Source organism: Streptomyces sp. NPDC088157 (genome assembly GCF_044741545.1).
Lineage (GTDB): Bacteria > Actinomycetota > Actinomycetes > Streptomycetales > Streptomycetaceae > Streptomyces.
On sequence record NZ_JBIUSU010000001.1, the window covers coordinates 440,746 to 453,951 of the forward strand.

At 70.3% G+C, this 13,206-nt stretch carries 12 protein-coding genes; 7 read left to right on the plus strand and 5 right to left on the minus strand.

Annotated features, from left to right (window positions below; translation table 11 throughout):
• Window positions 1–426 precede the first annotated feature (426 nt).
• Entirely contained in the window at window positions 427–1,005 is a 579-nt protein-coding gene (locus ACIPFH_RS01910; RefSeq protein WP_356252916.1) for a biotin transporter BioY, read from the plus strand.
• Between the two features lie 90 nt (window positions 1,006–1,095).
• Here the strand turns inward: ACIPFH_RS01910 and ACIPFH_RS01915 are convergent, their stop codons facing one another.
• Window positions 1,096–1,818, minus strand: a complete 723-nt coding sequence (locus ACIPFH_RS01915) for an LPXTG cell wall anchor domain-containing protein (protein ID WP_401822119.1) — start codon at window positions 1,816–1,818, stop codon at window positions 1,096–1,098.
• Between the two features lie 320 nt (window positions 1,819–2,138).
• On the opposite strand from ACIPFH_RS01915, the gene ACIPFH_RS01920 reads away from it, so the two are divergent.
• Window positions 2,139–4,289 (plus strand): protein kinase, encoded by a 2,151-nt coding sequence (locus tag ACIPFH_RS01920; protein ID WP_401822120.1) that lies wholly within the window; start codon window positions 2,139–2,141, stop codon window positions 4,287–4,289.
• 94 nt (window positions 4,290–4,383) lie between these two features.
• On the opposite strand, the gene ACIPFH_RS01925 is transcribed toward ACIPFH_RS01920, so the two are convergent.
• Window positions 4,384–5,862 carry an amino acid permease gene (locus ACIPFH_RS01925; RefSeq protein ID WP_401822122.1) on the minus strand — a complete coding sequence of 493 codons (1,479 nt, stop codon included), beginning with the start codon at window positions 5,860–5,862 and terminating at the stop codon, window positions 4,384–4,386.
• Window positions 5,863–6,077: 215 nt separating this feature from the next.
• On the opposite strand from ACIPFH_RS01925, the gene ACIPFH_RS01930 reads away from it, so the two are divergent.
• Both ACIPFH_RS01930 and ACIPFH_RS01935 read left to right on the plus strand, forming a co-directional pair.
• Window positions 6,078–6,563, plus strand: coding sequence for a ribose-5-phosphate isomerase (locus tag ACIPFH_RS01930; RefSeq protein ID WP_401822124.1), 486 nt, complete (start codon window positions 6,078–6,080; stop codon window positions 6,561–6,563).
• A gap of 98 nt (window positions 6,564–6,661) precedes the next feature.
• Window positions 6,662–7,468 carry an Fpg/Nei family DNA glycosylase gene (locus ACIPFH_RS01935; RefSeq protein WP_401822126.1) on the plus strand — a complete coding sequence of 269 codons (807 nt, stop codon included), beginning with the start codon at window positions 6,662–6,664 and terminating at the stop codon, window positions 7,466–7,468.
• Between the two features lie 37 nt (window positions 7,469–7,505).
• Here ACIPFH_RS01935 and ACIPFH_RS01940 read toward each other — a convergent pair whose 3' ends face one another.
• Window positions 7,506–8,741: a GNAT family N-acetyltransferase gene (locus ACIPFH_RS01940; protein WP_401823699.1), complete on the minus strand. Its 1,236-nt coding sequence runs from the start codon at window positions 8,739–8,741 to the stop codon at window positions 7,506–7,508.
• A 235-nt stretch (window positions 8,742–8,976) separates the two neighbouring features.
• On the opposite strand from ACIPFH_RS01940, the gene ACIPFH_RS01945 reads away from it, so the two are divergent.
• Both ACIPFH_RS01945 and ACIPFH_RS01950 read left to right on the plus strand, forming a co-directional pair.
• Window positions 8,977–10,161 carry a PP2C family protein-serine/threonine phosphatase gene (locus ACIPFH_RS01945; protein ID WP_356249123.1) on the plus strand — a complete coding sequence of 395 codons (1,185 nt, stop codon included), beginning with the start codon at window positions 8,977–8,979 and terminating at the stop codon, window positions 10,159–10,161.
• Window positions 10,162–10,193: 32 nt separating this feature from the next.
• Complete coding sequence (locus tag ACIPFH_RS01950) at window positions 10,194–10,652, plus strand: HD domain-containing protein (protein WP_389497935.1); 459 nt, start codon at window positions 10,194–10,196, stop codon at window positions 10,650–10,652.
• 4 nt (window positions 10,653–10,656) lie between these two features.
• Here ACIPFH_RS01950 and ACIPFH_RS01955 read toward each other — a convergent pair whose 3' ends face one another.
• Complete coding sequence (locus ACIPFH_RS01955; RefSeq protein ID WP_401822129.1) at window positions 10,657–11,880, minus strand: acyltransferase family protein; 1,224 nt, start codon at window positions 11,878–11,880, stop codon at window positions 10,657–10,659.
• Between the two features lie 412 nt (window positions 11,881–12,292).
• Here ACIPFH_RS01955 and ACIPFH_RS01960 point away from each other — a divergent pair, with 412 nt between their 5' ends.
• Window positions 12,293–12,487, plus strand: a complete 195-nt coding sequence (locus ACIPFH_RS01960) for a hypothetical protein (protein ID WP_030779494.1) — start codon at window positions 12,293–12,295, stop codon at window positions 12,485–12,487.
• 192 nt (window positions 12,488–12,679) lie between these two features.
• Here the strand turns inward: ACIPFH_RS01960 and ACIPFH_RS01965 are convergent, their stop codons facing one another.
• The gene (locus tag ACIPFH_RS01965) at window positions 12,680–13,147 is read right to left on the minus strand and encodes a DUF6083 domain-containing protein (RefSeq protein WP_401822131.1); all 468 of its coding nucleotides are present in this window, start codon (window positions 13,145–13,147) and stop codon (window positions 12,680–12,682) included.
• Between the last annotated feature and the right edge of the window lie 59 nt (window positions 13,148–13,206).

Genomic DNA, 13,206 nt, shown 5'->3' on the forward strand with positions numbered 1-13,206 from the left:
CGCCGTCTGTGGAGCGTGACGCGCCGGATGATCGGCTCCGCCCGCCTCACACCGGAGGGCGACAGGCGGCCGCGCCCACGCGTCGCAGGTCGACGTGGCGACGCGACGAGAAGTTCAGGGACTGGGCCTGGGCAACCATGGCTCGAAGCTAGCAAAGCGGACCAGCCCTGCCCAGATGGCGACCGACGGGCGAGACGGCCGCTGTTCGATTGGCGAAACCCTACAGAGGCCGCCCAGGGCGCCTGCGTATCCCGAACCACTTCACCTCAGTGACCGGGGTCACCTCGTACCGCGTGTAACCCCCACCCTTTGTCAGGAGCCCACCAACCTGGCGTTCGACCGTTTGTCGAGCGCTGACGGTGATCGCCTCGACCCCCCTGGGATAGCGTCGCCGTGTCCCGTCCGTTCCCGTCCCGCGGAGTCCCCATGAGCACCGCCGCCGTCACCCCCGCCCGTCCCGGAAAGGTCCTCGCCGACCTCCTCCCCGCCTCCCACGTCCGGGACGTCGCGCTCGTGCTCGGCGGTGCCGCGCTCACCGGCCTCGCGGCCCAGATCGCGGTCCCGGTCCCCGGCAGCCCCGTCCCGGTGACCGGCCAGACCTTCGCCGCGCTGCTCGTCGGTACCACCCTCGGCGTCCGCCGCGGGGTCTCCTCCCTCGCCGTCTACGCGCTGGCCGGTCTCGCCGGTGTGCCGTGGTTCGCGGGCGGCGGCTCCGGCGTCTCCGTCTCCTTCGGCTACATCCTGGGCATGGTCCTGGCGACCGCCGCCGTGGGCGCCCTGGCCCGCCGAGGCGCCGACCGCTCCGTGCCGCGCATGGCGGGCACGATGCTGCTGGGTGAGGCGATCATCTACCTCGTCGGCGTCCCGTACCTGGCCTACGCCGCCGACATGTCCGCCTCCGCCGCGATCGCGGCCGGCCTCACGCCGTTCCTGATCGGCGACGCCGTCAAGGCGGCTCTGGCGATGGGGTTGCTCCCCACGGCGTGGAAGCTCGTCAAGGAGTAACCGCCCGCAGGCGCCTGCGAAGGGGTTCGCCGGGTCGAGGTCGCACTGCGCGACCCGACCCGGCGAACCCCTTTTCCACGTAGGGCCGGCTCAGCCCGTCCGCTGCTCCGGCCGTCGTCCGGACCACCACAGTCCGGCCGCGCCCGCCGCGAGCAGTGCGGCTCCGGCCGCGCCGAGCGGCAACATGTCGCGGCCGACGCCCGTCTTGGGCAGTTCGTCGCCGCCGGGCCCCACGGGCGTGTTGTCGGTGCCGAGGAGCAGCGGGGTGGCGGGCGCGTTCGGCGACGGGTTCGTCGTACCGAACGGCACCGGGCCCTGCTGCCAGAACGTCTTCTTCCCGTCGCTGGTCTGGACGGGCAGGCAGATCTTCCCGGTCTTGCTCAGATCGAAGGTCGCGTCGACGGCGTAGGACTTCGACGCCCCGGCCGCGAGATTGTCGATGGGGCAGGAGAAACCGCTGTTGGATCCTTCCGGAAGATCCTTCTCCGCGATGGCGGCACACCCCTGAACGCTTTTGACCGCAAGGCCGTCGAAACCGACGACCAAAAGCCTTATCTGTCCGCTGTCCTTGGTCCCCTCGTTCTTCACCGTGGCGGTGATCTCCGTTTTCCTGGAACTGTTGTCGACCGAGATCCGCTCCGGCAGTGTCGTCGTCGTCCGCACGCCCGCGGGCGCCTCGTCGACGGGCTTTCCTCCCTTGCCGCTTCCCGGCCCCTGATCGTCCGCTCCGGCGGGGAAGGAAAGGATCAACACCGCCGAGAAAGATGCCACGACCAGCGATCCGGCGACGGTCTTCGCGCGACGAGAACTCATGTTCGCCCCCCTTGGCTGCGCCTGAATTCGCAGTACTGGAAGAGGTACCACAAGATTTCTCGCCACTATGCTTGTGCGGCATTAAGTGTGACTATTGTGTTTCGGGGGCCGGGCAATGGAGGGGGTGCAGCGGATTGCCGGGAAATACGGGAGGCGCGGGAAGTCCGGGAAACGCGGAGAATCCGGTGAATGCGGGAAGTCCGGAGATCGGGGGGAATCCGGAGACCACCGGGAACACGGGGAATCCGGGGAGTGGTGGTTTCTCCGGGTTACTGGTGACGGGGCGCTACCGACTGGTCGAGAGTATCGGTCAGGGGGGAATGGGACGGGTGTGGCGAGCCACCGACGAAGTGCTCGACCGGCAGGTCGCGGTGAAGGAGATGCGCATCGACGGCCTCGACTCGGAGGATGCCCGCACCCGCCGCGAACGGACCCTGCGCGAGGCCAGGGCCACCGCCCGGATCGATCATCCCAACGTGGTGCGCGTCTACGACGTCGTGGACGAGGGCGAACGCCTGTGGATCGTCATGGAGTTGGTGGCCGGCCCCTCCCTCGAGCGGATCATGGCCGAGGAAGGCCCGCTGGGCCCCCGTGAAACCGCACGGATCGGCCTCGGCCTGGTCACGGCACTGCGCCAGGTGCACGCGAGAGGAGTACTGCACCGCGACATCAAACCGGGCAACGTCCTGGTGGAAGGGAGCGGGGGGAGGTGGGGGAGCGGGGTGAGCCGGGCAGGCGGGGGGAGTTCGGGCGACGGGGAGACCGGCGGCCGACGGGTCGTCCTCACCGACTTCGGTATCGCCGCGATCCAGGACACGAAGGCGTTGACCATGGTCGGCATGCTGGTCGGCTCCCCCGACTACATGGCCCCCGAGCGCATCTCGGGCCATCCGCAGGGCCCACCCTCCGACGTGTGGTCCCTGGGAGCGACTCTCTGCGCCGCCCTGGCCGGCCATTCCCCCTTCTCCCGGGACACCACCCTGGCCACCCTGCACGCGGTCCTCTACGAGGAGCCCCGACTCCCCGCCCACGCGGGCCCGTTGTACGACATCCTCACGGCCCTCCTGGCAAAGGACCCCACAGCCCGCCCCACCCTCACCCACCTGGAAACCGCCCTCGACCCCATAGCCTTCCCGCCCCCTGTACCGACGGTGACGGTGACCGGGGAAGAAGGGGGCCCGGGACAGTCGGGCAGGGGACCGGGCCCGGGACCGGGCGCGGGACCGTCGGGCGCGGCTGAGGGGACTCCGGTCGACGCCGTCGGGGCGCACCACCCACCCGACCCCCCTGAAGCCTCCACCGAAGCGGCTTCGGAGTCGCGCTCGGAGTCGGGCTCCGAACCCCCGTCGCCCAGCCCGCCGGTGGGCCCGCCCCCACGCTCCGGAATCTCACTCGCCCGTTCCCAGGCGGTGACGGAAAGCGGCCCCACCCCGGAGAGGTACACCGCTCCGGACTCGTACACCGCCCCGGACCCGTACTCCGCCCCGGACCCGTACTCCGCCCGGGACCCGTACGGCGCCCCGGCCTCGTACATCGCCCCGGCCTCGTACACCGCTCCCGAGCCGTACGCCGCCCCGGACCCCTACGTCGCTCCGGAGGCCGAGCCGGCCTCCGCCCCCCGCCCCGACGCGCAGGCCGGCTCGGCCCCGGCATCGAGCCCGGACGCACCGACCCGTCGAGTGGGCGTGCCGCCCGTCGGTGAGCTGCCCGGCGGCCCCGCTGTCCCGGCCGGTCCCGGTACGGGCAGGCGCCCTGCGCGAGGGGATGCCGGACCGGGAGGGGATGCCGGACGCCGTACCGGACGTGCCGGGGGGTGGAATGGCCGCCGCACCGGCGCGGTCGCCGCCGTCGGAGTCGTCGCCGTGGGCACGGTCCTCGCGGTCGTGCTCGTGTCGGCCCCCGGCTCGCACGACGGTGACGGCCAGGCGGGCGGCGCCTCGCCCAAGCCGTCGGTCACCGGCCCGAGCTCGGGCATCGGCTCCGGCTCCGGCTCCGGCTCGAGCCCCTCGGCCTCGCCCACCGTCGAGGGGACCTTCAGACCGCCGAGCCTGCCCCCGGGCACGCACCAGGAGGCCGGAGGCTTCGCGTGGGCGACGCCCAAGGGCTGGCGGCGGGATGTGAAAACGGGCGCGGAGGTGCACTACACGTCCCCCGACGGCACCCAGGAACTCGTCGCCAAGTCCTCCCTGGCCCGAGGCGACCTGATGGACACCTGGCAGACCTCCGAACGCAACGCCCGCGAGGGCCGGGACTACAGCAAGATCCGCCTGGAGGAGACGACGTTCCGGGGCGGCCCGGCAGTCGTCTGGGAGTACACCTTCACCCTCGAGGGCACGTCCTGGCACGCCCGGCTCCTGGGCTTCGACGAGAGCGGGAAGTCGTACCAGATCAACACCTGGTACCAGCCCGGGGCCGAGGCGGAGGCCCTGAAGACGTACGAGAAGGCCAAGGACAGCTTCACGGTGACGTGAGTGAGGGTGGGGCGAGGCGGGACAAGGAGAGGTGAGTCGGAGAAGAGGGGCCCGCCGCAGCGGACCCCTCGCACACTCTCGTCGGCCTCCGACGCTACTCGACCTCGACCGTGCTCCTGGCCCCTGCCCCTTCTTCGGCCCTGGCCTTGACCCGGCCTTCCTTCACGAAGGCGACGGCGACCACGAGTGCCGCGACCAGCAGCGACAGCAGCACGGTCGTCCGCCCGCTGCTCTCGCCCTCGGTGTCGGTCAGCATGTAACCGAGCACGAAGACGATCAGCGCGGCCGTCGCCCAGGTCAGATACGGGTACAGCCACATCCGCACGACCAGCTTCTCCGGCGCCTCGGCCTGGATGATCTTCCGCATCCGCAGCTGCGAGAAGCAGATCACCAGCCAGACGAACAGGGCCACCGCGCCACTGGAGTTGACGAGGAAGAGGAAGACGGAGTCCGGGAACCTGTAGTTGAAGAAGACGGCGACGAACCCGAACGTCACCGAGGCGACGATCGCCGCGAGAGGGACACCACGACTCGTCGTCCGGGCGAAGACCTTCGGCGCGTCACCCCGCTCACCGAGCGAGAACGCCATGCGGGAGGCCGTGTAGAGCCCGGAGTTGAGGCAGGACAGCACCGACGTCAGCACGATGAAGTTCATGATCTGACCGGCGTGCGCGATCCCGAGGGAGTCGAGGGCGGCCACGTAGGAGCCCTGCTCCTTGATGGAGGCGTCGTCCCACGGGAGCAGCGTGACGACCACGAAGATCGACCCGAGATAGAAGACGCCGATACGCCAGATGATGCTGTTCGTGGACTTCGTCACGGCCCGCTGCGGGTTCTCGGACTCACCGGCCGCGAGGGTCGCGATCTCGCTGCCCATGAAGGAGAAGACGACGAGCAGCACACCGGTGAGGATGGCGCCGGGTCCGTTCGGCAGGAAGCCGCCGTGGTCGGCGAGGTTGCCGAGTCCCGCCTTGTCGCTGTCGGCGCCGGGCAGCACGCCGAAGACGGCGAGCCCGCCGACGACGATGAACGCGCCGATCGCGACGACCTTGATCCCGGCGAACCAGAACTCGAACTCGCCGTAGGACCCGACGGAGACGAGGTTGGTGGCGGTCAGCACCACCATCACCAGGAGTGCCCACCCCCACTGCGGTACGGCGGGTATCCACCCTTCGAGGATCTTGGCCCCGGCGGTGGCCTCCACCGCGAGCACGACGACCCAGAAGAACCAGTACAGCCAGCCGATGGAGAACCCGGCCCAGCGGCCGAGCGCCCGGTCGGCGTGCGCCGAGAACGAACCGGAGGTCGGATTGGCCGCGGACATCTCGCCGAGCATCCGCATCACCAGCACCACGAGCGTGCCGACGAGAGCGTAGGACAGCAGAATGCCCGGCCCGGCGGTCGCGATACCGGAACTGGAACCGACGAACAGTCCGGCGCCGATGACACCGCCGATGGCGATCATCGAGAGATGCCGGTTCTTGAGCCCTGCCTGAAGCCCGGATCCGGATCCGGGTTCTCCGGAACCTCCGGGGCCGCGGTCGGCCTGTGTGAGGGTCGGCTGCGAAGTCATGAGGATGGTTTCCTTTGCGCCGCGTGAGGGGAATCAGGTGGATCGTGCGTGGGGGGCGTACGAGCCGGTCCAGTGAATCCGAGGCAAATGAATTCGGGAACCTTCGATTCCAGATCGTTACTTGAGGTTTTCCTGAGCTTCCATAGGATCACTCACAGTTTTCGGACGCGGCACCCGGCGCTGCTACCCCGCGGCGCTCGTGTCACACTCGACCCATGCGCGTGTATCTCGGCTCGGACCATGCCGGCTTCGAACTCAAGAACCACCTCGTCGAATGGCTCAAGGCGGCGGGTCACGACCCGGTCGACTGCGGGCCCCACATCTACGACGCCCAGGACGACTACCCGCCCTTCTGCCTTCGCGCCGCGGAGCGGACGGCCGCGGACCCCGAGTCCCTCGGCATCGTGATCGGCGGCTCCGGCAACGGCGAGCAGATCGCGGCGAACAAGGTGAAGGGCGTCCGTGCCGCCCTGGCCTGGAGCGAGGAGACCGCGTCCCTCGGCCGCCGGCACAACAACGCCAACGTCGTCGCGGTCGGCTCCCGCATGCACACCCAGGACGAGGCGACGAAGTTCGTCGAGACCTTCCTGGCCACCCCGTTCTCCGAGGACGAACGCCACATCCGCCGCATCGACATGCTGTCCGCCTACGAGACCACGGGCGACCTCCCGGACATCCCGTCCCACCACCCCCAGCAGTAACCACGGCCGAACCGCCGCCGGGCCCGGGACCGCGCGCATGGCGCCACCGGGCCGGCGGCGGCGCGTGGTGAGCGGTGGGAAAGGAAGGGGAGACACCGGTGCCGGAAGGCCACACGATTCACCGGCTGGCGCAGGACTACGCCCGCTTCACCCACCACCCCGTCCGGGTGACCAGCCCCCAGGGCAAGTTCACCGACGCCGCCGCCCTCCTCGCCGACACCCCCCTCAGCCACACCGAGGCCCACGGCAAACACCTCTTCCTCGGCTTCACCGGCGGCCGGTGGATCCACATCCACCTGGGCCTCTTCGGCAAGGTCGCCTTCGGCCCGGCCCCCGCACCGCCGCCCACGGACACGGTCCGGCTCCGCCTGGCCGACGCCGACGCCTACGTGGACCTACGCGGCCCCACCACCTGCGCCCTGATCACGGACGTCGAGAAGCAGGCGATACACGCCCGCCTGGGCCCCGACCCCCTCCGCGCCGACGCCGACCCCCTGGCCGCGTACACCCGCGTCTCCCGCAGCCGTACGACGATCGCCGCCCTCCTCATGGACCAGAAGATCATCGCCGGCGTCGGCAACGTCTACCGGGCCGAAGTCCTCTTCCGGCACCGCATCGACCCGTACCGCGCGGGCAGGGACATCACCCCCGCCGAGTGGGACGCGATCTGGGCCGACCTCGTCGCCCTCATGCGGGAGGGCGTCCGCAACAACCGCATCGACACGGTCCGCCCGCAGCACACCCCGGAGGCGATGGGCCGCCCGCCCCGCGTGGACGACCACGGCGGCGAGGTGTACGTCTACCGCCGCACCCACCAGCCCTGCCACCTCTGCGGCGACGCCGTCCGCACCGCCGACCTCGCCGCCCGCAACCTCTTCTGGTGCCCGACCTGCCAGAAGAACTGACCGGGCCCCGCAGCCCCCGCCGACGCCCCGGCGCCCGTCAGAACCCGTGCGGCAGCCAAGGAGCCGTGGCCGCGCCGAATCCCACCGCGGCCTCCGCCAAGGCGCCCTGCGTCAGCTCCCGCACGCGCCCTGCCCCCGCGAGCGAGGCGAGGCTGACACCCCCGAGGTAGGCCGCCCCCAACTCCCGCACCGACAGGGCGAGATCGGCGGCGTCGGAAGTGCGCCCGCAGACCGCTCCCTTGGCGTCCCCCGACAGTCGCCAACGTCCCGAGTTCCAGGGACAGAAGGCGTCCTCGACCTCCAACACCACGTCCACCGGCGCCTGATAGGTCCGCGCCTCGAGCGCCGCGCCCACCTCCACCGGCCGCACGTACAGCGAGTCCCGCACCCGCAGCTCGCACCGCCGGATGTCGGAGACGAGATGCTGCCACGCCTCGTCCACCGGCCGCCCCCGCACCTTCAGCGAGGTCGTGAGGTCGATCCCGAACAGGAAGCGCCACAGCGCCGCCTCCGACACCGGATCCACCCCCGCCAGATCCTGGAGCAGCACCCGCCCGTTGTGCCCGCTGTCGCGCCACTCGGGCCGCACCCGGAAGCGGGCGTACCCGGTGACCTCCCCCTCCCGCTCCGCGAGGACGCACTGGAGAGGCGACGCCCCGGCCCGCTCGCTCTCCGGATCGAGCAGGCCCAGCCGCTCCCAACCGGGCCGGCGCGCGAGCATCCCGGCCCGGGCGGGCACGGTCCGCGCGTACACCGCCTCGCACACCTCGAGCTCCGTGCCGGGGTCGACGTACCGCAGCCGTACATCGTCCGTGCCGGCCGGAACGGACAGCCGTACCCGACTGGTGTCGATCTCGGCGTGCAGCCCGAAGGTCGCCGCGGCATACCCGAACCGTCCGTAGATGTCCGGTTCGGAGGCGGTGAGGATCGCGAGCGGCTCACCCCACGCCCGCACATCGTCCAGCTGCCGCCGCATCATCGACGTCAGCAGTCCGCGCCGCCGGTGGGTCGCGCTCACACCGACCATCGACACACCCGCCGCCGGCACCGACGCCCCGCCCGGCACGGTCAGCCGGAAGTCGTACGCGCCCGCGGTGGCCACGCACTGGTCGCCGTCCCACACGCCCAGGGAGCGCTCGTGCGAGGTGAGCGCCCGGAAGAGGTCCCGTTCCTCGGCCGATTCCCCGATCCCGCCGAAGGCACGGAGCAGGGTTCCGTACCACTCGTCCCATTCGTCCCGCCGCAGCACCCGTGGTTCCCGCAACTCCCGCATCTCCCGCACCTTCCGCTGTTCCCGCCGCCCGGCCGCGGAAGAGGTCGAACGGCCCGCCGCGTCACCTGTCATGGACTCATGCCTAGCAGTCCGGTGCGAGGCGAGCCAGCAAATTTCCCCCACCTCGGGGCGCGAGCGCTTTCCGTGAAGTTCACTGTGAAGTTGAGCCTCTGAGGGGGGACAAGTGGGACCTCCCGTGCCAAGCGGCGGGTTCGATGGATAGGGTCCCGAACTAATGGCAGTAGGACGACAGCGGCGCGCGGAAGCCGAGACGTTGACGGCCCGGTTGAAGCACTTGTGGCACCGGGTCCGCACCGGCGTGCGCAGAAGCGCCGTGGACTACTTCCGCGGCGACGGCTCGGACTGGATCGCGCTGGCCTTCCTGCTGCTCACGGTCCCGCTGATCGCCGTCACCACGCTCGCCAACTCGGTGTGGTGCTCACCGGCCGCCCTGGTCCTGCCGATCGTCGCCGGCGGGCTGCTGCTGCGCCCGTCGAGCCTGCTCGGCCTGTACGCGGCGGCGGCCACGGCCCTCATCGTGGAGTCGGTACAGCTGGGCCCGTACACGGAGGGCCCGTCCAGAGTCACCCCGGGCGTGGTCCTGGTCGTCGCGGCATGCGGTTTCTTCGGCCTCCTCATCGCCCAGTTCCGCAGTCGGGTCGGCGTGCCCTGGCGGCGCGGCGGCACGATGCTCTTCGACCTGCGCGAACGCATCCGGGTGCAGAGCAAGCTGCCGAGCCTGCCGCAGGGCTGGCACCGCGAGATGGCGCTGAGGCCGGCGGGAGGCCAGTCGTTCTCCGGCGACTTCGTCGTCGCGGCCCGGACGAACGGCGGCCGCACCATGGAAGTCGTCCTCACGGACGTCTCCGGCAAGGGCATGGACGCCGGCTCGCGAGCACTCCTGCTGTCGGGCGCCTTCGGCGGCCTGCTCGGCTCCCTGCCCCCGCACGCCTTCCTCCCGGCCGCCAACGGCTACCTGCTCCGCCAGGACTGGGACGAGGGCTTCGCGACCTCCATCCACCTGGTCCTCGACCTCGACTCGGGCGACTACGAGCTCTACTCCGCCGGACACCCGCCGGGCCTCCAGCTCAGCGCGGGCAGCGGCCGCTGGGAGGAGAAGGCCGCCGAGGGCCCCCTCCTCGGGGTCTACGACGGCGCCCAGTTCGACCCGGTGAAGGGCTCGCTGCGCCCCGGTGACGTGCTGATGCTCTTCACCGACGGTCTGGTGGAGACCTCCGACCGGGACATCGTCGAGGGCATCGACCGCCTCACCGGCGAGGCCGACCGCTACGTGGCCGGTGGCTTCCAGGGCGCCGCCTGGCACCTGATCGAGGCGGTGGCGAAGGACGTCAACGACGACCGTGCCCTGCTGCTGGTCTGCCGCGAGGGCCCGACCTCCCAGTCGGTCCCGCTGTCCTGACCTCTGCCGCGACTCCCGAGGGAAGAACCACCATGCTCACCCTGTCCGAGGTCGAGACCCTCGCCCGCGCCGCCCATGAGGGACAGACCGACAAGGCGGGCCGGCCCTACGCCGAGCACCTCCGGGCGGTCGCGGAGGGCGTACGCGCGCGTGGCGGCGACGCCGAGCAGATCGCGGCCGCCTGGCTGCACGACGCCGTCGAGGACGACGCCCTGTCCGAGACCTGGCTGCACGAGGCAGCGCTGAGCGACCGTACGAAGGCCGTCGTCCTGGCGGTCACCAAACGGGCGGGGGAGACGCCTGAGGCGTACGCGGGGCGCGTCCTGGCCACGCCGGGCGCGCTGTTGGTGAAGGAGGCGGACCTGGCGCACAACGCGGACCCGGCGCGACTGGCGGTCCTGGACGCGCCGACCAGGGCGCGACTGACCGAGAAGTACGCACGGATGCGCGCACTCCTCGGCCTCACGAACCACACCGGCCACACGGACTGAGACGTCAGGCCTCAGCCTTCGCCCGCCGCGCCTCTCGCGTCTCCCGGGTCTCCTGCCCCTCCCGCGTCTCGCGCGTCTCCTGCCCCTCCCGCGTCTCGCGCTCCCGAGCGAGTGCGGCGGCGTCCCGCTTGAAGGCCCACGCCATCTTCGGCTCCATCACGAACCGGAAGACCCGCCGTACGGGTGGGGTGCACAGCAGGGTGACGGCCGCGGCGATCGCGACGGTGACGGCGATCTCGCCGAGCGGCCGGTGCAGCGCGGCGTGATCGAACCAGCCGCGATAGTCGGCGGCCTTGATCAGGAAGCCGTGCAGCAGATAGCCGCACAGCGTGCCCGCGCCGAGCGCCGTGAACCACATCGTGCGGCCCGGCACCCAGGAGAAGAAGCAGGCCGTCAGCAGCAGCGAGCAGCCGAACAGCGCGAGCTGCATGGCGGGGCCGACCCACCAGGGGAGGCCCAACTCCTGCGCGGACGCGCGGTGGTAGAGCCACCCGGTGTCCATCCTCGGCACCGCCCACCAGCAGAAGGCCAGGGAGAAGGCGAAGACCGGGACTGCCGCGATCCGCACCGAGCGGCGGCGGACCGTCCGGAAGTGCTCGGGCTTGAGACACAGGCCGAGCACGAAGTACGGCAGGAACTGCAGGACCCGCTGGAGGTCCAGATCACTGCCGAGGTTCGGGGTGAGGGACGCCAGCATCGCCATGACCAGCGCGAGCGGCAGCGGGTACCGGACCATCTTCCAGATGGGGGTCGTCAGCCGCCAGATGAACAGCGCGCACAGGAACCAGGTCAGGTAGTACGGGTCGAGGAGGGTGATGGCGGCCTGGGGGTCGTGGTCGACGACGCGCTTGAAGAGCGGATACGCGCTCTCGAAGACGACGTACGGCACGGCGACTCCGGTGACCAGCCGTTTCAGCCGGCCGGGGCTGCCGTCGAAGCTGCGGGAGAAGAAGCCGGAGATGACGATGAAGGCCGGCATGTGGAACGCGTACACGAGCATGTACGCGGCCTGCAGCACCCGGCTGTCGCCCTTGAGCGGTTCCCAGGAGTGACCCACGGCCACCAGCACGATCGCCAGGTACTTCGCGTTGTCGAAGAACGCGTCGCGCTTCGCGGCGGGCCGCGGGGACGGTCGTTCGACGGATCTGTCCCTGGACTGGTCGTGCTGATCGTTCTGGTTCTGGGGCGAGCGCGGGCTCGGAACGAGAGACGAGGCGGCGTGGAACATTTGAGGCACCCTAGCGCCGCGCGGGCGTATTCGTAAAACGCCCCAGGTCATTCCCAGTTATTGCCCTCCGGATTGCTCGCCCATTGACCGCCGTATTGCCCGCCGGGGTAGATGAACGCACTGCGCGGTCGACCGTGATGTCATGATTCATACCGACTAAAAGGTGCATAACGCCGGTTGTGCGCCTGAGTTGCCGCGTCCGTCGCCACAATTCGAATTCCCTGCGCAGGCGTTGTGTGGACACGGCAATGAACTGTCCCGATTCCTGTGCGGGTACGTACTCGAATTGCTGTGCGGCGCACCCCCGACGGGAGGACGCCACGCGATGATGCGTCACGGGCCGCATAGGGAGGCCCTGTTGGTGGCACGATGGTCTCGGGAGTGCGGACCGACCGAGGGTGTGTGATCAGTTGTGGCCATTTCACTGTCAGTGGTGCTGCTGTTGGCGATCATCCTGGTGGTGCTGATCCGGGGAGGGTCGATCAAGGCGGGCCCGGCGATAGTCGCGATCCTGTTCGGCTTCTTCCTCGCCTCGACCGGCATGGCCCCGTCGATCAACCGCTTCCTCGACTCCCTCGCGGACACGATCAACTCGATCAGCTTCTGAGCCCGGCCCCGCGTGGCCAGTTTGGAAGATCGCGCACGTGGACCCGGGCTGAGCCGGCAAGTCGCTGACGTGCAGGTTCTCGGGTCCCTCTCCGGTGTTCCCCGCCACTCCCCGCCACCCCCCCCGCCGGTCGCTGCTCGATCGGGCACGCGGAGGGCACGAGGCCGGGCCTCCTGCTCGTTGCCGTGTGCTCTACGGCTCACCCCACTCGGGGATACACATCATCCGGTGAGCCGGAACGACGGGTTCGCCCGGTAGCGGATCGATTCCACGGACCCGTACGGCCACGATGTCCGTGGGGATGAGGGATCGGCCCGGAAGCCTCGTCAGGCGCCACCTGAAGGCCTCTGGGACGTCTTTGGCGGGCAACCGCACCATGGCGAGACTGACCCATCGGTCGTAGTTGGTGGGATACACGCGGATCAATGCGCCGCATTCGGGGCAAAGTGGTGGCTCGATCCATGTCACGTCGTCGGGGTCGGGATCCGGTCCGGGTGCGGCTGTCGCTCCGTCGGCTTCGGCCATCTCGTTGGCGAAGGCGTTCCAGCACCTCTCGCAATAGCTCGCCATGAGGCCGAACCGTCCGCGCTCACGCACGGCGTGGCCGGTCTCCCCGCAGCGATGGCATGCCAACTGGTCACGATCCCGAATCGCCCCCATGTGTTTGAGTGTGAGCGAATCCGACCAGGTCCCAGTAGGTCGCGATTTGGCCTCTTTCG